Below are 19,032 nucleotides of genomic sequence, written 5' to 3'. Positions count from 1 at the left end.
GTAGATGGGACCATTCATCACAAATGTCTATTATATCTATGCCAATATCCTTATACTGAAGAGGGGAGCAGAAAGCATGAGCAAAAGAATGAAGACGATGGACGGCAATACTGCTGCGGCCTATATCTCCTATGCTTTTACCGACGTCGCGGCGATCTACCCGATCACGCCGTCCTCGCCGATGGCGGAAAAAGTCGACGAGATGGCGGCCAAAGGCGCGAAGAATGTCTTTGGGCAGAAGGTTCGCGTCATCGAACTGCAGTCGGAAGGCGGCGCGGCAGGCGCGGTTCACGGTTCTTTGCAGGCCGGCGCGCTGACGACGACGTACACGGCGTCGCAGGGTCTCTTGCTGATGGTGCCGAATCTCTACAAGGTCGCAGGCGAGCTGCTGCCGGGCGTGTTCCACGTCAGCGCGCGCGCACTTGCCGCAAACTCGCTGAACATTTTCGGCGACCATCAGGACGTTATGGCAGCGCGTCAGACGGGCTGTGCGATGCTCGCCGAAGCGAGCGTGCAGGAGGTCATGGATCTCGCTGCCGTTGCGCACCTCGTCGCGATCAAGGGGCGCGTCCCGTTCATCAATTTCTTCGATGGGTTCCGCACGTCGCATGAGATTCAGAAGATTGAGGTCGTCGATTATGCGGCTCTCGCCAAGGTGCTCGATTGGGATGCGGTCGAAGCATTCCGCCGTCGGGCACTCAATCCGGATCATCCGGTCATCCGCGGCTCGGCGACGAACCCGGACGTCTACTTCCAGTCACGCGAAGCGGCAAACGCATACTACGATGCACTGCCTGCATTGGTTGAAGAAGCGATGGGCGAGATGGCGAAGATCACGGGACGTGCGTATCATCTCTTCGACTATTCCGGCGCAAAGGATGCAGACCGTGTCATCATCGCGATGGGCTCGGTCTGCCAGGCGGTGCAGGAAGCCGTTTCCTACCTCAACAAGCAGGGCGAAAAGGTCGGCTTGCTCTCCGTCCATCTCTACCGTCCGTTCTCCATCGAGCACTTCTTGAAAGTCCTCCCGAAGACGATCCGGAAAGTCGCCGTCCTCGATCATACGAAGGAGCCGGGCGCGCTCGGCGAGCCGCTTTACCTCGACGTCAAGGCGGCATTCTACGATTCGGGGCTCTCGCCCGTCATCGTCGGCGGCCGCTTTGGACTCGGCGGCAAGGATACGACGCCCGATCAGATCTTTGCGGTATTTGAAGAACTCAAGAAGGATGCGCCGAAGGACGGCTTCACGATCGGCATTGAGGACGATGTGACGCATACGAGCCTCGCGCCCGTTATGAGCGACGTCGATCTCACGCCGGAAGGCACGACGGCGTGCAAGTTCTGGGGCCTTGGCTCGGACGGCACGGTCGGTGCGAACAAGAGCGCGATCAAGATCATTGGCGACGATACGGATATGTACGCACAGGCGTATTTCGCTTACGATTCGAAGAAGTCGGGCGGCATCACGATGTCGCACCTGCGCTTCGGCAAGCTGCCGATCACGAGCCCGTACCTCATCAACAAGGCGGATTTCATCTCGTGCTCGCAGCAGTCCTACGTATTCCGCTACGACTTGCTCGCAGGTCTCAAGAAGGGCGGCAAGTTCCTGCTCAACACGGTTTGGAGCGATGCGGAGCTCTCCGAGCATCTGCCTGCCTACATGAAGCGCTACATCGCACAGAATGAGATCGAGTTCTACACGGTCAATGCCGTCGAGATCGCGAAGGAGCTCGGACTCGGCGGCCGCTTCAACATGGTCATGCAGTCCGCGTTCTTCAAGCTCGCGGCGATCATCCCTCTCGACGAGGCGGTCAAGTACCTCAAGAATGCCGTTGTCACGAGCTACGGAAAGAAGGGGCAGAATATCGTCGACATGAACAACGGCGCGATCGACAAGGGCATCGAGAAGCTCCACCGCGTCGAGGTTCCCGCTGGCTGGGCAAATGCGAAGGATGAGGAAGCGGCGAAGCGCGACGTGCCTGCATTCGTTTCGGATGTGCAGGAAGTCATGAACCGTCAGGAGGGCGACAAGCTGCCCGTCTCGATGTTCAGCGGCGACCGCGCAGACGGCACGTACCCGCTCGGCGGCGCAGCGTACGAAAAGCGCGGCACGGCGATCAATGTCCCCGTTTGGGATGCCGGGAAGTGCATCGGATGCAACAAGTGTTCCTTTGTCTGCCCGCACGCTGCGATCCGCCCCGTCCTCACGACGGATGAAGAGAAGGCGGCAGCGCCCGCAGGCTTCCCCGCAAAGCAGCTTCGGACGGTCAAGGACTACCATTTCACGGTTGCCGTCTCGACGATGGACTGCCTCGGCTGTGGAAACTGTGCGCAGGTCTGCCCGGTCAAGGCGCTCACGATGACGCCGCTCGATGACGAGCTCAAGGCAAAGCAGGCGTATTTTGACTACGGCGTCGATGCCGAAAAGGTCGCGCCGAAGAAGAGCCCGATGAAGAAGGAAACGGTCATCGGCTCGCAGTTCGAGCAGCCGCTTCTCGAGTTCTCAGGAGCGTGCGCAGGCTGCGGCGAGACGCCGTATGCAAAGCTCGTCACGCAGCTCTTCGGCGACCGCATGATGGTCGCAAATGCGACGGGCTGTTCCTCGATTTGGGGCGGCAGCGCACCGTCGATGCCGTACACGAAAAACGTCAAGGGACACGGTCCGGCGTGGGCGAACTCGCTCTTCGAGGACAACGCGGAATTCGGCCTCGGCATGCTGCTCGGCACGAAGTCCGTTCGCGAGTCGCTCGCAGCCGACGCGAAGGCGGCAGTCGAAGCGAAGAAGGGAAGCATTGAACTGCAGGAAGCGCTCACCGACTGGATCGCGCACCTTGCGGACGGAAACGGTACGCGCGAGCGTGCCGAGGAGCTCGAAGCGCTCCTCGCAAAGGAGAAGGGCGCAGACGAACTGCTGAACAAGCTCTACGACAACCGCGATTACTTCATCAAGCGTTCGCAGTGGGTCTTCGGCGGCGACGGCTGGGCCTACGATATCGGCTACGGCGGGCTTGACCATGTGCTCGCGTCGGGCGAGGACATCAACGTCTTTGTCTTTGATACGGAGGTTTACTCCAATACGGGCGGGCAGGCATCGAAGTCGACGCCCGCGGCGGCTATCGCACAATTCGCGGCAACGGGCAAGAAGACGCGCAAGAAAGATCTTGGCATGATGGCGAAGTCGTACGGCTATGTCTATGTCGCGCAGGTTGCGATGGGCGCAGACCAGAATCAGGTCCTGAAGGCGATCTCTGAAGCAGAGGCATACCATGGCCCGTCGCTCATCATCGGCTACTCGCCGTGCATCAACCATGGCATCCGCAAGGGCATGGGCTGCGCACAGCTTGAGCAGAAACTCGCTGTCGAGTGCGGCTACTGGGCGAACTACCGCTACAACCCGCAGCTCGTCGGCACGGATAAAAATCCGTTCAGCCTCGACTCGAAGGAGCCGGACTTCTCAAAGTTCCAGGACTTCCTCATGGGCGAGAACCGCTACATCAACCTCAAGCGGACGTTCCCCGAAGCGGCAGAAGCGCTCTTCGAGAAGACGCAGCGCGACGCACAAGACCGCTACAACAACTACAAAAAGCTGGCAGGCAAATAAGCGCTGCATGGCATAAGAAAACCGTATGCGTTCCGACTAAAAGGGATGCATACGGTTTTTGCATGGCGGGATTTCGCGTTTCGCGTATGCCTTGCGGGAAATGAGCCAAGCGATGGATCAAAGGCGCGCGATAAGGGTGCTGACCTGCTCCTCTGTCGTCGCCCAGCTCGTCGCGATGCGCATGATGACGTGCGCATCGTCTGCCTGCTCCCAAAAGCCCAAGGCGACAGACGATTCGAGACGCGCGCGCTGCGCGTGCGTGAGGCGGATGAAGATCTGGTTCGTCGGCGTCTCCCAAGCGAGCGGAATCCGCTTTTCGTGCAGGGCCAAACGCGTGCAGCAGCCTTGATCGCTGTGGCGCCGCCTGCCTCGTAAAGCCCGTCCGTAAAGAGCGTGTCGAACTGGATGCCTGCGATGCGCCCTTTGGCGAGCAGTGCGCCGTGCTGCTTGATGATGGTGAAAAAGTGCGGGATGAAGCTGGGATTCGGCAGGACGACGGCTTCCCCGAAGAGCGCACCGCACTTCGTGCCGCCAATGTAGAATATATCGCAGAGGCGCGCAATGTCTGGGAGCGTCACATCGTTTTCGGGGCAGGCGAGCGCGTAGGCGAGACGTGCGCCGTCGAGGTAGAGCGGGATATCGTGCGTGCGGCAGACGGCATGGATGCGGGTGAGTTCTTCCCGCGTGTAGAGCGTGCCGCACTCCGTTGGCTGCGAGAGGTAGACCATGCCGGGAAAGACCATGTGGTCGCGGTTCTCATCGGCACGGCTTGCCGAAAGCACGGCCTCGATCGTTGCGGCGGAGAGCTTGCCATGCTCGTGCGGGAGCGCAAGGACCTTGTGCCCACCGTATTCGATCGCGCCCGCTTCGTGGACGCTGATATGGCCGCTTGCCGCAGCGAGCACGCCCTCGTAGCTGCGAAGCACAGCGTCGATGACAGTCGCGTTGGCCTGCGTGCCGCCGAGCAGGAAATGGACGTTTGCATTTGGCGCCGCGCATGCCATGCGAATTTTTCCCGCGCGGATTCGGAGTAGGGGTCGAGCCCGTAGCCTGCCGTCTGCTCCCCGTTCGTCGCGAGGAGGCGCTCCAGTATTGCAGGGTGTGCGCCTTCCATATAGTCAGACGCAAAAAAAGTCGTTCGGTTCTATCGTTCATTTGAAGGCTCCTCCTCGTATTTCGTTCGCTTGGGATGAGCATGCCAGCGGTGCAGCAGCGGTCAGCGTAAGCGATTTCATTATAGGCGAAATGGGCATTTTATCCAAGGAAAATTTTATTATGCCAAATCATGCCATAGGGGAAGATTTGTCGTATAATAATTTTACGGATTACAGAATACAATTCGGTTCGAGGCGATTGTGATGGATAGTAAATTTTCACGCCGCAGGTTCCTTGCTGCCTGCGGCGCTGCCATCGTGCTCGCGGGCGGCGGCTGGACCTTTATGAAATACCGCGTTTGGCAGAAGCTGGCGGGGAAGGCACACGGCATGACGGGCAGTGAGAAACGGGACGATATTCGCTTCGTGCGCCAAGTCATTGCACAGGACAATGCGGCGGCACGCACGATCATGTGGCAGACGGAAGGCGCGCTCGAAGCGCCTTCCGTCGAATATCGGTGCGTAGGCGAGGAAGAGACGAAACGCGCATCGGCAGAAGCGGATGTCTTTACGGACGACGGTGTGACGGCTGTGATTTACACGGCCGTGCTGCATGATTTGCCGAAGGGCGCGAGCATGGAATACCGCATCACGGCAAAAGGCGTGGCGGGATCTTGGCACTCACTTCATACCGATGCCGGTGAAGGATTCAAGGCGCTCATCTTCCCGGATTCCCAGTCGAGCGACTACACGGATTGGCAGAATCTTGCGCAGGATGCAGCAAAGCGCAATCCACGCGCCGATTTCTTCATCAACATGGGCGATCTCGTCGACAATGGGGAGGACCATACGCAGTGGGAGGCGTGGTTTTCGGCGCTTTCCAGCATCATCGACCGCATTCCCGTCGCGCCTGTCATGGGCAACCATGAAACGTATGATCAGGCGTGGAAGGTGCGTGAGCCAGTAGCCTACCTGCATGCGTTCGCCGTGCCGGAAAACGGCAGTGCAGTATTTTCGCGCTACTATTATTCCTTTGATTACGGGCCGGTGCATTTCATCGTGCTCAACACGCAAGAGGATGAGACACAGGCATTCCATCCGGGGCTTATCGAGGAGCAAACGGAATGGTTCCGCCGTGACGTGGCACAGACGGACAGGAAGTGGAAAATCGTGCTCATGCACAAAGAAGTCCTCCAATATCGAATCCATAACCGTCCCGAACGGTGCGAGGGCATATCGGACGACGGCAGGATTTGGATGCCGCTTTTTGACAAGGCGAATATCGACGTCGTATTCTCGGCGCATCTGCATACCTACCGCAATCGCGGCCATATCCGCAATTTCCAGCACGACCCGACAGGCCCTTTGTACATCTTGACAGGCGTCGCGGGAAACGTGCGCTATCCGGGGCTGTGGATCGACCATTCGCTCGACGAAACGATTGCGCCGCAGCCCGAAACGGACAACTATCTGACGCTGAAGGCGGATCGCGATCACTTGGAGATACGCAGCTATCTGCCCGACGGTTCACAGATCGATGAAGAAACGGTTCGCAAATAAAAGCGAGGTATTTGCGCATGGCACGCACGCCCGCAGCATTTGGCGCACCCAGCTGACCGTTTGTTGCGGTGAAGAAGGAGCAACGAAACGCCGATATAACACTAAGATGGAGAAGCATGGATTCAAGGAGGAACCACGATGTTTGAAGGGATAGGCCGCATCGGGCAATATTTGCAGATGAAGGATCTGAAGCTGCAGGCGAAGACGAAGATTCGGACGGGACAGAGCCTCGGCCAGATGCGCGAGGAGCTCAAGAAGAATCAGACGATAGACGCGCGCATGACGACGCAGAAGACGAAGCAGGCGGATATGACGAGCGGGCTGCGTACCTCCATCATCCGGCAGAAGCTCATGCGCGGGCGCGAGCTCTCGGTCGATGAGCTGAAGTACCTGAAGGACAACGACCCGGATCTGTACGACAAGGCGCGTCGTGCCCAGCAGACGCGCACGGAGCTGCAGCAGGTACTGAAGCGCGCCAAGACGAAGGAGGAGGCGCAGCGCGCCGTCGCACAGGCACAGCTCAAAGTCGCGACGGAGATGCAGCTCGAAAACCGCTATGGAAGCGCAGACGGCGCGATGACGAACGGCAGTGCGGCTGCTGGCACAGCGACGGGAATGGGGGAAGCTGCGACGCAGTCAAATAACGCCGCCGCCTCCATGGATGACGATCTAGGCGCGGACGTGAAAGCGGACGGCGCAATCAGCTCACCCGCACAAGCGAGGGTGCACGGCGTGGAAGGTGCGGCAGAGGGCGCACAGGACGCTTATGCAGAAAGCATGCGTGGCACACAGGATGCGCGTGGCGCGGACGCCCCAAAAAACGCCGACGGCAAGGATGCGGGAAAAGAGGGCGGCGCGGTGGACAAGGAGCAAGAAAAACAGCTTTCTGCCGAGGCGAAGGAGCAGGCAAAGGCAGATGCGCTCATGGCAAAGAAAGAAGCGCTCAAGCAGCTTGCCGAGCAGGCGAAAACAGCCGACGGCTCGCTCCCGAAGGAGAAGTTCATCTTCATGCTCATGGCCATCATGGACGAGTGGAAGAAGTTCACGAACTCCAAGGACTATGAGGAGATGCCGGAGAAAATGAGGAAAGACGACGAAAAGACGCGCGTGCAGTCGACGAAGAAGCCCTACAGGCCGACGGGCATGGCGAGCATCCGAACGGCAGAAGGATACGGAAATCCCGATGCAGATGGGAAGCCCGGCGGCATGCTTGACATCACGAGCATTGGTCAATTGTAACATTAAATTGGACACTGAATTTTTGGAGAAACTGTCCGATTTGCTATTGCAATTACCCCCTACAAGCGTTTCTTGAGGAAATCCATATTTTCCATTGCGCAAGGCGCGTGGATATGATATAATCGCTAGCGGTGTAATAAGAAGCACGCTTTTGGAGTCCTGCCCTGTGCCTAAGATAGGTGGTGCAGGATGAGGAAGAAAGCGGAAGAAAAACAGGAGGTGCACCATTATGTCAGTTATTTCCATGAAGCAGCTTTTGGAGGCCGGTGTCCACTTCGGCCATCAGACGCGTCGTTGGAATCCGAAGATGGCGAAGTACATTTTCACGGAGCGCAACGGAATCTACATCATCGACCTGCAGAAGACGGTTCGCAAGGTGGACGAGGCGTACGCGTTCCTGCGCTCGGTTGCGGAGTCGGGGAAGAGCATTCTCTTCGTCGGCACGAAGAAGCAGGCGCAGGAGGCGATCCGCGAGGAGGCGACGCGTGCGAACATGTTCTACGTCAACGAGCGCTGGCTCGGCGGCATGCTGACGAACTTCCAGACGATACAGAAGCGCGTCTCGCGCCTCAAGGAGCTCGAGCAGATGGAAGCCGACGGCACGTTTGACGTCCTCACGAAGAAGGAAGTCCAGATCCTCCGCCACGAGATGGAGAAGCTCGAAAAATATCTCGGCGGCATCAAGGAAATGAAGAAGCTTCCCGGCGCACTCTTCATCGTCGACCCGCGCAAGGAGCGCATCGCCGTTGCCGAGGCGCGCAAGCTCCATATCCCCATCGTCGCAATCGTCGACACGAATTGCGACCCGGACGAGATTGACTACGTCATTCCGGGCAATGACGATGCAATCCGCGCCGTGAAGCTCCTCACGGGCAGCATGGCAGACGCCGTGCAGGAAGGCCTGCAGGGCGAGGGCGGCGAGGCAGACGAGCAGGCTGCCGAGTAAACCAATCGAATAAAAAGAAAACAGGGGGTGAGGGATTAGTCCCTTGCCCCTGTTTTATTTGCAAAAGTAGTAGGAGGAAAAACGATGGCACAGATCACCGCTGCAATGGTAAAGGAACTGCGCGAGACGACGGGCGCAGGCATGATGGACTGCAAGAAGGCGCTTTCGGCGACGGACGGCGACAAGGCAAAGGCAATCGACTGGCTCCGTGAAAAGGGCATCTCCAAGGCGGAGAAGAAGGCGGGACGCATCGCGGCAGAGGGCGCGGTCGCAGCGTATGTGAGCGCGGACGCCAAGGTCGGCGTGCTCGTCGAAGTCAACTGCGAGACGGACTTTGCGGCCGGCAACGAGCAGTTCCGCACATTGGAGAAGAAGATTGCGGAGCATATCGCGAAGGCAGCTCCCGCTGACCTCGACGCGCTGAACGCGAGCGAGATTGACGGCAAGACAGTCGCGACGCTCGTCACGGAAGCGACGGCGACAATCGGCGAGAAGATTTCGCTGCGCCGCTTCGTCCGTTACGAGAGCGCGGGTCATATCGCAAGCTATACCCACATGGGGGGCAAGATCGGCGTCCTGCTTGACCTGACGGGCGGCGATGAGGCGCTCGGCAAGGACGTCGCGATGCAGATCGCAGCAGCGAACCCGCTCGCTATCGACCGCAGTGGCGTCGATGCGTCGGCACTCGAGCACGAGAAGGAGGTCCTCCGCAAGCAGGCGTTGGAGGAAGGCAAGCCGGAGAAGATCGTTGATAAGATGGTCGAAGGCCGCATCAAGAAATATTATAAGGAAGTATGTCTCATGGAGCAGGCCTTCATCAAGGATTCCGACAAGACGGTTGCGGATGTCCTGGGCGATGTCAAGGTGACGGCGTTTACGCGCTACCAGCTCGGCGAGGGCATCGAGAAAAAGCAGGAGAATTTCGCGGCAGAAGTCGCCGCACAGATCAAGTGATCGCGCAGCGCGCACGGAAGGCCTTTGGTCGCTATGAAAATAGCGTGCCAAAGGCTTTTTCCATGCTTCTGCATTTGACAAGCCCTCCGTTTATCACTATGATAAAATTAGTTTCGTAGCATATCACGACTAGAGGAGACGATACGATGAAAGAATACAAACCGTTTAAGTCTGGCAAAGTCCGCGAAGTCTATGAGGCAGATGGCAGCATCATCATGGTCGCAACCGATCGCATCTCGGCCTTTGACCACATTCTGAAGAATCAGATTACGGGCAAAGGCAAGGTTTTGACGCAGATGTCGAAGTTTTGGTTCGATTTCACGAAGGATATCCTGCCGAACCACATGATTTCGGTCGATAATGGCGATATGCCGGCTTTTTTCCAGCAGAAAAGATTTCGCGGCAATTCGATGAAGTGCAAGAAGCTCACGATGATTCCGATGGAGTGCATCGTGCGCGGCTACATCACGGGCAGTGGATGGGAGAGCTACAAGAAGGACGGCACAATCTGCGGCATCAAGCTGCCTGCGGGGCTCAAAGAGTCGCAGAAGCTTCCTGAGCCGATCTTCACGCCGAGCACAAAGGCGGAGCTTGGCGACCACGATGAAAACGTGTCGCTTGAAGAGGGCGCAAAGGTGCTTGAGAAGTCATTTCCCGGTCACGGCATGGAGTACGCGGAGAAGGTGCGCGACTACACGATCGCGATTTATAAGAAGTGCGCGGACTACGCGTATTCGCGCGGCATCATCATCGCGGATACGAAGTTTGAGTTCGGTCTCGACGCGAATGGCGATATCCTTCTCGGCGACGAGGTGCTGACGCCGGACAGCTCGCGCTTTTGGCCGCTCAAGGGATACGAGGCAGGCAAGGGGCAGCCGTCGTACGACAAGCAGTTCGTCCGCGATTGGCTCAAGGCGAATCCAGACAGCGATTACCTTTTGCCGCAGGACGTGATCGACAAGACGATTGCGAAGTACAAGGAAGCGTATGAACTTCTGACGGGAAAGCCGCTCGACTGAGGGGATCTCAAAAGGCAACAGGGAATAAAGGGGGGCGATGCCCCCTTCTTTCGTTTTATCAAAATGGGATTCCCTTGACAGCATATCGGGTTCTCGTTATGATGATAACGGATAGGTGTATTCGATACGATAGGAGATGATTTGCCATGAAGGTAGGCGTTTTGATGGGCAGTGATTCGGACTGGCCGATCCTAAAGCCGGCCGCAGCATTATTGAAGTCATTTGGCATCGAATCGGAGGTCGCTGTGGCATCGGCACATCGCACGCCGGGCAAGGTGCGCGATTTCGTCTGTGCTGCCGAGGAGAAGGGTATCGGCGCATTCATCGTCGCCGCAGGCGCAGCAGCGCATCTCGCAGGCGTTGTCGCGAGCTACACGACACTTCCCGTCATCGGCATTCCCGTCAATGCAACGCCGCTCAACGGCATGGATGCACTGCTCGCAACGGTGCAGATGCCTTCTGGCGTGCCCGTCGCGACGATGGCGGTCAACGGTGCGAAGAATGCAGCGATCCTTGCCGTGGAAATCTTTGCCGTGTCGGATAAGGGGCTTAGGGGAAAGCTTATGGACTATCGCAAGAAAATGGCCGAGGACGTGGAGAAGAAAGCGGCACGCGTTGCGGCGCAGCTCTGAGACCGCGCACGGTGCAGGCACGGAACAAGAAGGGGAAGTAACGGGGCAACCATGTACGACATTGATGGCTACACGCCAGAAGCAAAGTGGAAAGAGGAATGTGGCGTTTACGGCGTCTACTCGCATACGGAGAATGTCACGGAAATGACGTATCTCGGCCTGTATGCGCTGCAGCATCGCGGACAGGAGAGTGCGGGCATCGCGTTGACGGACGGCGCGTGGATGGACGTCTCGCGCGGCATGGGGCTCGTCGGCGAAGTATTTCGCCATCAGATTCCACACATGGACAATCAGTATATCGCCATCGGTCACGTGCGCTATTCGACGACGGGTTCGAGCCTGCTTGCGAATACGCAGCCGCTGATGGTCTCCTATGCGGGCGGCAAGATTGCGCTCGCACACAACGGCAATCTCACAAATGCTGCGGCAATCCGCAAGGCACTCGAAAGCCAAGGGACGATTTTTCAGACGACGATCGACTCGGAGGTCTTCGTCAATCTCATTGCACGCTCGCGCAAGGAGAAGATCGAGGAGCGCATTATCGAAAGCCTGATGCAGATCAAGGGGGCTTACTGCCTTTCGATCATGACGGAGGATAAGCTCATCGGCGCACGCGACCCGCAGGGGTTCCGTCCGCTCTGCATCGGCAGGACGGAGGAGGGGAGCTGGATTCTCTCGTCGGAGACGTGCGGCCTCGACGTCGTCGGCGCGGAGTTCGTCCGCGACGTTCGGCCGGGCGAGATGGTCGTCATCGACGATGACGGGCTGAGGTCGTATCCGTTTGCGACGGAGGAGAAGAAAGCTTCCTGTATTTTCGAGTACATTTACTTCGCGCGCCCGGACTCCATCATCGACGGACAGAGCGTCCACGAGGCACGCTTCATGATGGGACGCATGCTCGCGCGTGAGTCGGGGTTCAAGGGCGATATCGTCATATCCGTTCCGGATTCCGGCACGACGGCAGCGACGGGATTCGCCTACGAGGCGGGCATCCCGTTTGTCGAAGGGCTCATCAAGAATCGCTACATCGGGCGCACGTTCATCCAGCCGACGCAGAAGAAGCGCGATTCTTCGGTGAAGCTCAAGCTCAACGCCGTGCAGTCTGTTGTCGAGGGCAAGGACGTCATCATGGTCGATGACTCCATCGTGCGCGGCACGACGAGCGGCAAGATCGTCCGCATGCTTCGTCATGCGGGTGCGCGCAGGATATACATGTGCGTCAGCAGCCCCCCGATCGGCTATCCGTGCTATTACGGCATCGATACGAGCGTCCGCAAGGAACTCATCGCCGCGACGAAGTCCGTAGAGGAGATTCGCGCGTATATCGAAGCGGACGGTTTGCACTTCCTGAGCATCGAAGGGCTCAAGAAGTCGGTTTCTGCTGCCGATCCCGAAGCGATGTGCTATGCGTGCTTCGACAGCCTATACCCAATCGAGGAGGGACATCAGCCGCAGGGCGACAGCAAGTACGTATTTGAGCAGCCGAAGTGCTGAGGAAGGGGAGCGATTCCATGGACAAGAAGCTGACCTATAAGGATTCCGGCGTCGACATCGATGCGGGCAACTACTCGGTGAAGCTCATCAGGGACAGCGTCAAGGCGACGTACCGCCCCGAAGTCCTCGGCGACCTCGGCGGATTCGGAGGTCTCTTTGCGCTCGCCGCGAATCGGTACAAGGAGCCTGTTCTCGTATCGGGCACGGACGGCGTCGGCACAAAGCTCCGCCTTGCCTTTATGCTGGATCGGCATGATACGATCGGGCAGGATGCCGTCGCGATGTGTGTCAACGATATTTTGGTGCAGGGTGCGGAGCCGCTTTTCTTCCTCGACTATCTCGCCGTCGGCAAGCTCGACCCGGAGCAGGTCGCGGCCGTCGTGGGAGGCGTCGCGCGTGCCTGCAAGGAATCGGGCTGCGCGCTCATCGGCGGCGAGACGGCGGAGATGGGCGGGTTCTATCCCGCAGGCGAATACGATATCGCGGGGTTCTCCGTCGGCGTCGTCGAGAAGTCGAAGCTCATCACTGGCGCACGCGTCCATGAAGGCGACTTGCTGCTCGGTCTGCCGTCTTCGGGCGTGCACTCAAACGGCTACTCGCTCGTGCGCAAGATCTGCTTCGAGCGCAAGGGATTCAAGGGCGATGAATACATCGAAATGCTCGGCAAGACGATCGGCGAGGCACTTCTGACGCCGACGCGTCTCTATCCTGCCACATGCCTGCCGCTCATCCGGGCGTTCGACATTCACGGCATGGTGCACATCACGGGCGGAGGCTTCTACGAGAACATTCCGCGTGCGATTCCCGAAGGCCTTGCCGTCACGGTGGATGCGGATGCATGGGAGGTGCCGGCGATTTTCCGCCTTTTGCAGGAATGGGGCAATGTCGACTGGAAGGAAATGTACCGCACGTTCAACATGGGCATCGGCATGGTGCTCATCGCGGCGGAGGACGAGTCGAAGAAGATCGAAGCGTCGCTTGCCGAAAGGGGCGAGCCGGTCTACGAAATCGGACGCGTCACGAAGGGCGGCCATGATGTGACGATCAAAGGCGGCGTGTTCCATGGCTAAGGAAAGACTCGGTGTCCTTTGTTCGGGACGCGGGACGGATCTCCAATCCATCATCGACGCCATCGGGCGCGGCGAGGTTGCTGGAGAGATCGCCGTCGTGCTGGCCGACAGGGAGGGCGCCTACGCGCTTACGCGCGCGCGGGAGGCGGGCATTCCCGCCGCGTGCATCGACCGCAAGGCGTATGAGAGGCGCGAGCTGTTCGAAGAGGCGCTCATCGCGGCACTGGAGGAGGCTGGCGTGACGCTGGTCGTCCTCGCGGGATTCATGCGCATTCTGACGCCGCTTTTCGTGCGCCATTTCACGGGGCGCATCCTCAATATCCATCCGGCGCTTCTGCCGAGTTTCCCCGGCGCACACGCGCACCGCGACGTGCTCGCCTACGGTGTGAAGGTCAGCGGCTGCACGGTGCACTTCGTCGACGAGGGAACGGACAGCGGCCCCATCATCCTGCAGGCGGCCGTGCCCGTCCTCGACGGCGACACGGAGGAAACGCTCGGCGCACGCGTCCTTGAACAGGAACACATCCTCTATCCGAAGGCGATCCAGCTCTACTGCGAGGGAAAGCTCCGCGTCGAGGGCCGCCATGTACGAATCATAGAATAACGAGGTAGCATCATGAAAATCAAGCGCGCGCTCATCAGCGTATCGAATAAGGAAGGCGTCGTCGCATTCGCGGCACGGCTCCATGCGGCAGGCGTCGAAATCGTCTCGACGGGCGGTACGATGAAGGCAATCAAAGCAGCGGGCATTCCCGTCCTATACGTCAGCGACGTCACGGGTTTCCCGGAGATCATGGACGGCCGCGTCAAGACGCTCAATCCGTACATCCACGGGGGCATTCTTGCCGTCCGCGACAACGAGAGGCACATCGCACAGATGAAGGAACACAAGATTACGGGAATCGACCTCGTCGCCGTCAATCTCTACCCGTTCAAGGAGACGATTGCGAAGCCAGATGTCACGCTTTCTGAGGCGATCGAGAACATCGACATCGGCGGGCCTGCGATGGTTCGTGCGGCGGCAAAGAACTTTCGCTTTGTCACGGTCATCACGAACCCCGCGCGCTACGAGTTGGTTGCGGCACAGGTCGAGAAGGCAGGCGAGGTCGATGCCCACACGCGCATGGAGCTTGCGCAGGAAGCATTTGCGCACACGGCGGCTTATGACGCGATGATCAAGGATTATCTTGCCGCGCAGATCCGGAAGTAAGCCAGAGAGGGAAGACAGATGAACATTCTCGTAATCGGTTCGGGCGGCCGCGAGCATGCGCTCGCGTGGAAGCTCGCACAGTCGAAACATGAGCCGAAGCTCTATGCGGTTCCCGGCAATCCCGGCATGGCGGAGATCGCTGAGTGTATTGCGGGCGTTTCGATTGCGGACAATTCGGCGCTCGTCTCGCTCGCGAAGGAAAAAGCAATCGACTTCGTCGTCGTCGGCCCTGAGGTACCGCTCATGAACGGCGTCGTCGATGCGATGGAGGCGGCGGGCATCAAGGCATTTGGTCCTAAGAAGGCGGCGGCAGAGATCGAGGGATCGAAGGCGTTCTCGAAGAACCTCATGAAAAAGTACGGCATTCCGACGGCGAAGTACGAAGTCTTCACCGATGCGGAGGAGGCACGCGCCTACGTCGAAAAGGAAGGCGCGCCCATCGTCATCAAGGCGGACGGCCTCGCGGCCGGAAAGGGCGTCATCGTCGCGGAAACGCTTGGCGATGCGCGCGATGCCGTCGATGAAATTCTGTCGGGCAAGGCGTTCGGAACGGCGGGAAACCGCGTCGTTATCGAGGAATTCATGATGGGCGAGGAGGCATCGCTCCTCGCGTTTACCGACGGCAAAACGATTTGCCCGATGGTAAGCTCGCAGGATCACAAGCGCGCTTTTGATGGCGACAAAGGACCGAATACGGGCGGCATGGGCACGTATGCGCCCGCTCCCGTCATGACGTCGGACATGGTCGAGCGTGCGACGGATGAAATCCTAAAGCCGGTCATTGCGGCGATGGCAAAGGAGGGACGCCCGTATGCAGGCTGCCTTTATGCCGGACTCATGATTACGGAAGAGGGACCGAAAGTCGTCGAATTCAACGCGCGCTTCGGCGACCCTGAGACACAGGTCGTCCTGCCGCTGCTCGTGAGCGACCTCGTCGACATCATGCTTGCGTGCACGGACGGCACGCTCGGCGGCATGAAAATCGAATGGAGCGCGGCGTCTTCCGTCTGCGTCGTCATGGCGTCGGGTGGCTATCCGAAAGCCTATCCGAAAGGGTTCCCCATTGACGGACTCACAAAGGCGAAGGCGGCGGGGACGCTCGTATTCCACGCGGGCACGGCGGAAAAAGACGGGCAGATCGTCACGGCAGGCGGACGCGTACTCGGCGTCGTCGCAAAGGCGGCGAACGTTAAGGAAGCCGCCTTTGCGGCGTACAAGGGCGTCTCGGCGATTTCGTTTGAGGGCGCCTTCTATCGGAGGGACATTGCGCATCGCGCGCTTGAACGCATGAAATGATTTGAAAAGGACTGCTGATGGAAAAACCATGCAGCAGTCTTTTTTTTCTCGGAAAAGCATTGTATAATAGGGAGGTCATTTTGGATGAGGAGGGTGAGAGAATGCGCACAAAGGTGCTGAAACTCCTACAGCAGGCAAACCGTGCATATATTTCCGATGGGATGATCGCAGATCGGCTCGGCATCCCGCGCAAGGCGGTATGGAAGCATATCGGCGAGCTTCGCGAGATGGGCTATCGGATTGAGCGTGCGGCAAGGAACGGCTATGTCCTGCGCGAGACGGCGGACCTGCTCCTGCCAGAAGCGATTGCAAGTGGGCTGGATACGGAGATTGTCGGGAAGCACATCGTACACTGCGAAGTGCTTGTCTCGACAAACCCGGAGGCGAAGCGCCTTGCGGAGGAAGGTGCGGCGGACGGGACGGTCGTCGTTGCCGAGGAGCAGACGGGCGGGCATGGGCGAAGGGATCGGCTCTTTTTCTCGCCACATGGAAAGGGCATTTGGTGTTCGTATATTCTGCGCCCGACGTTCCTGCCGCGGGAGGCGCCGAAATGCACGCTCATGGCCGCCGTCGCCATTTCCCGTGCCATGGAAGCGTTCGGCATTGCGGCGGAAATCAAGTGGCCGAACGACATTCTTCACGAAGGAAAGAAGGTCGTTGGCATTTTGACGGAAATGCGCGCCGATATGGATCGCATCCGTTACGTTGTGATTGGGACAGGAATCAGCGTCAATATCGGCGAGGAGGAGTTCCCAGAGCCGCTTCGGGGAGTTGCCACATCACTTTCCATCATCTGCGGTGAGCCGATTTCCCGCATCGCATTCTTTCAGGCGGTCTTGCATGAGATGGATGAAATCTACTGCTTGGTCGAGCGGGAAGGATTTGCCTCTGTCCTTTCCGAATGGCGCAGGTACAGCGTGACGCTTGGGCAGGAGGTGCGTGTCATCGACGTGCGGGGAGATACGGCGTTTGAAGGGCGCGCAGCGGACATCGACGAGGACGGTGCGCTGCTTGTCGATACGGCAGAAGGGCGGCGGCGGGTCGATGCGGGCGAGGTGTCCATCCGCCCTAGGGCGTGCGCGCGCTGAAAAACGTCGCAATGGAATTTGGGCGCGCGAATCGCTTGCCCGAAATGAGTAGGAGAGACGATTTTGTTACTTGTACTGGATATTGGCAATACGAACATCGTCATGGGCGCTTACGAGGGCAAGAAGCTCATGAAACATTGGCGCATTTCAACCGACCGCCAAAAGACGGGCGACGAGTATGGAATGCTGATGAACGACCTCTTTCGCTATCAGGGCATTACGATGGAGGATATTCGCGCGATTGCGATTTCGTCCGTCGTGCCACCGCTCGTCGTGCCGCTCATGAAGATGTGCGAGCGCTACTTCCACCTGCGCCCGCTGCTCGTCGGTCCCGGCATCAAGACAGGGATTCGCCTGCACTATGAAAATCCGCGCGCCATCGGCGCGGATCGCATCGTGAACGTTGTCGGCGCATACGAACAGTACGGCGGCCCATTGATCGTTATCGATATCGGCACGGCGACGACATTTGATGTCGTCGCGGAAAACGGCGATTTCCTCGGCGGCGTCATCGCGCCCGGCATCAATGCAAGCGCGGATGCGCTCTTCCAGCGCGCAGCGCAGCTCCCGCGCATCGAGCTCGTCCCGCCGAAAAATATTATATGCCACAATACGATTCAGGGCATGCAGGCAGGCATCATTTTCGGCTACGTCGGGCAGATCGATGAGATCGTGCGGCGCATCAAGCGCGAGATTGGGCTTGCGGATGAGGCGGTAAGGGTCGTTGCGACAGGCGGCCTTGCACGCATGATCAAGAAGGAGTCCTCGACGATTGACAAGATTGATCATTTCCTCACGTTGACGGGGCTTCGCGTGCTTTACGAGCGCAATATGGATCGTTTTCAGGAGAAGAATGCATGAAGCTGGGGAACTTTTCGTTCGATGTGCCCGTCTTTCTTGCGCCTATGGCAGGCGTGACCGATACGGCATACCGCATCCTTGCACACGACATGGGCTGCCCGCTTGCCTACGCCGAAATGGTATCAAGCCAAGGCATCCATTTCCGCAGCGAACGCACGCTCGCGATGCTCCAGTCCGAACCGAAGGAGCGTCCGCTCGCCATGCAGATTTTCGCCGCAAGGCCGGAGATGGCGGCAGAGGCTGCGGCCTATGTCGAGCAGCTCGGCACGGCGGATATCCTCGACTTCAATATGGGCTGTCCCGCGCCGAAGGTCACGAAGAACGGCGAGGGATCGGCGCTCCTGCTCGATCCAGACCGTGCCTTTCGGATCCTCTCCGCCGTGCGCAAGGCGATCCGGATGCCCTTTACGGTCAAGATGCGCAAGGGCTGGGATGAGGCGCACGTCAACGTCGTCGAGATGGCGAAGCTGGCGGAGGCGGCAGGCGTCGATGCGATCACCGTTCACGGCAGGACACGTGAGCAGTTTTACAGCGGTGCGGCAGACTGGGAAATCATCGCAAAAGTCAAGCAGGCAGTCCGGATCCCCGTCATTGCGAACGGCGATGTGCGGACGGAGGACGACCTCGATCGCATCCGTTCGGTCACGGGCTGCGACGGCGTCATGATCGGACGTGCAGCGCAGGGAAATCCGTGGATCTTCAAGCGCTTCACGCATTACTGGCGCACGGGGAAATGCCTTCCTGCACCGACGATGCGTGACCGCGCCGAGATGCTCATGCGCCACCTCGACCTCTTGCTTGCGTACAAGGGCGACTACATCGGCCCGCGAGAGATGCGAAAGCACGCGACGTGGTACACGCGCGGCATCACGCATGGCGCGATCCTGCGCAATCGGTTCAACAAGGCGCGGACGCGCGAGGACTTCGCACAAATCGTAGCGGCGTACTTCTAAGAAAGGAACAGCATT

The 19,032-nt window shown here is 58.8% G+C and carries 17 protein-coding genes; 16 read left to right on the top strand and 1 reads right to left on the bottom strand.

Annotated elements, in window-relative coordinates:
- Nucleotides 1-76: 76 nt before the first annotated feature.
- The gene (gene nifJ / locus HMPREF1985_RS08365; protein WP_040637534.1) at nucleotides 77-3,601 is read left to right on the top strand and encodes a pyruvate:ferredoxin (flavodoxin) oxidoreductase; all 3,525 of its coding nucleotides are present in this window, start codon (nucleotides 77-79) and stop codon (nucleotides 3,599-3,601) included.
- Here nifJ and HMPREF1985_RS08360 read toward each other — a convergent pair.
- Nucleotides 3,577-4,605, bottom strand: coding sequence for a threonine aldolase family protein (locus HMPREF1985_RS08360; RefSeq protein ID WP_021772156.1), 1,029 nt, complete (start codon nucleotides 4,603-4,605; stop codon nucleotides 3,577-3,579). The genes nifJ and HMPREF1985_RS08360 overlap by 25 nt on opposite strands.
- Before the next feature lie 88 nt (nucleotides 4,606-4,693).
- Between HMPREF1985_RS08360 and HMPREF1985_RS08355 the strand changes: the two genes are divergently transcribed.
- From HMPREF1985_RS08355 to dusB, 15 genes are all read left to right on the top strand, one after another.
- On the top strand, nucleotides 4,694-4,960 hold the full coding sequence (locus HMPREF1985_RS08355) for a hypothetical protein (protein WP_021772155.1): 267 nt from the start codon (nucleotides 4,694-4,696) through the stop codon (nucleotides 4,958-4,960).
- Nucleotides 4,960-6,255, top strand: coding sequence for a purple acid phosphatase family protein (locus tag HMPREF1985_RS08350; protein ID WP_021772154.1), 1,296 nt, complete (start codon nucleotides 4,960-4,962; stop codon nucleotides 6,253-6,255). The genes HMPREF1985_RS08355 and HMPREF1985_RS08350 overlap by 1 nt, the downstream gene beginning before the upstream one ends.
- A 138-nt stretch (nucleotides 6,256-6,393) precedes the next feature.
- Nucleotides 6,394-7,494: a hypothetical protein gene (locus HMPREF1985_RS08345; protein ID WP_021772153.1), complete on the top strand. Its 1,101-nt coding sequence runs from the start codon at nucleotides 6,394-6,396 to the stop codon at nucleotides 7,492-7,494.
- Between the two features lie 229 nt (nucleotides 7,495-7,723).
- Nucleotides 7,724-8,440, top strand: a complete 717-nt coding sequence (gene rpsB, locus HMPREF1985_RS08340) for a 30S ribosomal protein S2 (RefSeq protein ID WP_040637498.1) — start codon at nucleotides 7,724-7,726, stop codon at nucleotides 8,438-8,440.
- A gap of 84 nt (nucleotides 8,441-8,524) precedes the next feature.
- The gene (tsf, locus tag HMPREF1985_RS08335) at nucleotides 8,525-9,394 is read left to right on the top strand and encodes a translation elongation factor Ts (RefSeq protein WP_021772151.1); all 870 of its coding nucleotides are present in this window, start codon (nucleotides 8,525-8,527) and stop codon (nucleotides 9,392-9,394) included.
- A 146-nt stretch (nucleotides 9,395-9,540) separates the two neighbouring features.
- Nucleotides 9,541-10,413, top strand: a complete 873-nt coding sequence (locus HMPREF1985_RS08330; RefSeq protein ID WP_021772150.1) for a phosphoribosylaminoimidazolesuccinocarboxamide synthase — start codon at nucleotides 9,541-9,543, stop codon at nucleotides 10,411-10,413.
- Between the two features lie 146 nt (nucleotides 10,414-10,559).
- The gene (gene purE, locus HMPREF1985_RS08325; RefSeq protein WP_021772149.1) at nucleotides 10,560-11,045 is read left to right on the top strand and encodes a 5-(carboxyamino)imidazole ribonucleotide mutase; all 486 of its coding nucleotides are present in this window, start codon (nucleotides 10,560-10,562) and stop codon (nucleotides 11,043-11,045) included.
- Between the two features lie 51 nt (nucleotides 11,046-11,096).
- A complete protein-coding gene (gene purF, locus HMPREF1985_RS08320; protein ID WP_021772148.1) occupies nucleotides 11,097-12,539 on the top strand; it encodes an amidophosphoribosyltransferase in 1,443 nt (480 codons plus the stop codon).
- 17 nt (nucleotides 12,540-12,556) lie between these two features.
- The gene (gene purM, locus HMPREF1985_RS08315; protein WP_040637497.1) at nucleotides 12,557-13,609 is read left to right on the top strand and encodes a phosphoribosylformylglycinamidine cyclo-ligase; all 1,053 of its coding nucleotides are present in this window, start codon (nucleotides 12,557-12,559) and stop codon (nucleotides 13,607-13,609) included.
- Nucleotides 13,602-14,213: a phosphoribosylglycinamide formyltransferase gene (purN, locus tag HMPREF1985_RS08310; RefSeq protein WP_021772146.1), complete on the top strand. Its 612-nt coding sequence runs from the start codon at nucleotides 13,602-13,604 to the stop codon at nucleotides 14,211-14,213. Before purM ends, purN begins: the two co-directional genes overlap by 8 nt.
- Nucleotides 14,214-14,225: 12 nt before the next feature.
- Nucleotides 14,226-14,819, top strand: a complete 594-nt coding sequence (locus HMPREF1985_RS08305; protein WP_021772145.1) for an MGS-like domain protein — start codon at nucleotides 14,226-14,228, stop codon at nucleotides 14,817-14,819.
- An 18-nt stretch (nucleotides 14,820-14,837) separates the two neighbouring features.
- On the top strand, nucleotides 14,838-16,115 hold the full coding sequence (gene purD, locus HMPREF1985_RS08300) for a phosphoribosylamine--glycine ligase (protein WP_021772144.1): 1,278 nt from the start codon (nucleotides 14,838-14,840) through the stop codon (nucleotides 16,113-16,115).
- A 101-nt stretch (nucleotides 16,116-16,216) separates the two neighbouring features.
- Nucleotides 16,217-17,203, top strand: a complete 987-nt coding sequence (locus HMPREF1985_RS08295) for a biotin--[acetyl-CoA-carboxylase] ligase (RefSeq protein ID WP_040637496.1) — start codon at nucleotides 16,217-16,219, stop codon at nucleotides 17,201-17,203.
- A gap of 63 nt (nucleotides 17,204-17,266) precedes the next feature.
- Nucleotides 17,267-18,064, top strand: coding sequence for a type III pantothenate kinase (locus HMPREF1985_RS08290; protein WP_021772142.1), 798 nt, complete (start codon nucleotides 17,267-17,269; stop codon nucleotides 18,062-18,064).
- Nucleotides 18,061-19,017, top strand: a complete 957-nt coding sequence (gene dusB / locus HMPREF1985_RS08285) for a tRNA dihydrouridine synthase DusB (protein ID WP_021772141.1) — start codon at nucleotides 18,061-18,063, stop codon at nucleotides 19,015-19,017. The genes HMPREF1985_RS08290 and dusB overlap by 4 nt, the downstream gene beginning before the upstream one ends.
- Nucleotides 19,018-19,032: the final 15 nt, after the last annotated feature.

It is taken from the genome of Mitsuokella sp. oral taxon 131 str. W9106 (genome assembly GCF_000469545.1).
Classification (GTDB): Bacteria; Bacillota; Negativicutes; order Selenomonadales; family Selenomonadaceae; genus AWVT01.
This window is presented reverse-complemented; position numbering and strand designations above follow the sequence as displayed.

Bases quoted from the DNA above. Each gene is read 5' to 3' on its own strand.
- HMPREF1985_RS08350 (WP_021772154.1), top strand. From the start codon at position 4,960: ATGGATAGTAAATTTTCACGCCGCAGGTTCCTTGCTGCCTGCGGCGCT.
- HMPREF1985_RS08345 (WP_021772153.1), top strand. From the start codon at position 6,394: ATGTTTGAAGGGATAGGCCGCATCGGGCAATATTTGCAGATGAAGGAT.
- HMPREF1985_RS08330 (WP_021772150.1), top strand. From the start codon at position 9,541: ATGAAAGAATACAAACCGTTTAAGTCTGGCAAAGTCCGCGAAGTCTAT.
- purE (WP_021772149.1), top strand. From the start codon at position 10,560: ATGAAGGTAGGCGTTTTGATGGGCAGTGATTCGGACTGGCCGATCCTA.
- purD (WP_021772144.1), top strand. From the start codon at position 14,838: ATGAACATTCTCGTAATCGGTTCGGGCGGCCGCGAGCATGCGCTCGCG.
- rpsB (WP_040637498.1), top strand. From the start codon at position 7,724: ATGTCAGTTATTTCCATGAAGCAGCTTTTGGAGGCCGGTGTCCACTTC.
- HMPREF1985_RS08360 (WP_021772156.1), bottom strand. From the start codon at position 4,605: ATGGCATGCGCGGCGCCAAATGCAAACGTCCATTTCCTGCTCGGCGGC.
- tsf (WP_021772151.1), top strand. From the start codon at position 8,525: ATGGCACAGATCACCGCTGCAATGGTAAAGGAACTGCGCGAGACGACG.
- purM (WP_040637497.1), top strand. From the start codon at position 12,557: ATGGACAAGAAGCTGACCTATAAGGATTCCGGCGTCGACATCGATGCG.
- purN (WP_021772146.1), top strand. From the start codon at position 13,602: ATGGCTAAGGAAAGACTCGGTGTCCTTTGTTCGGGACGCGGGACGGAT.
- nifJ (WP_040637534.1), top strand. From the start codon at position 77: ATGAGCAAAAGAATGAAGACGATGGACGGCAATACTGCTGCGGCCTAT.
- HMPREF1985_RS08305 (WP_021772145.1), top strand. From the start codon at position 14,226: ATGAAAATCAAGCGCGCGCTCATCAGCGTATCGAATAAGGAAGGCGTC.
- dusB (WP_021772141.1), top strand. From the start codon at position 18,061: ATGAAGCTGGGGAACTTTTCGTTCGATGTGCCCGTCTTTCTTGCGCCT.
- HMPREF1985_RS08295 (WP_040637496.1), top strand. From the start codon at position 16,217: ATGCGCACAAAGGTGCTGAAACTCCTACAGCAGGCAAACCGTGCATAT.
- purF (WP_021772148.1), top strand. From the start codon at position 11,097: ATGTACGACATTGATGGCTACACGCCAGAAGCAAAGTGGAAAGAGGAA.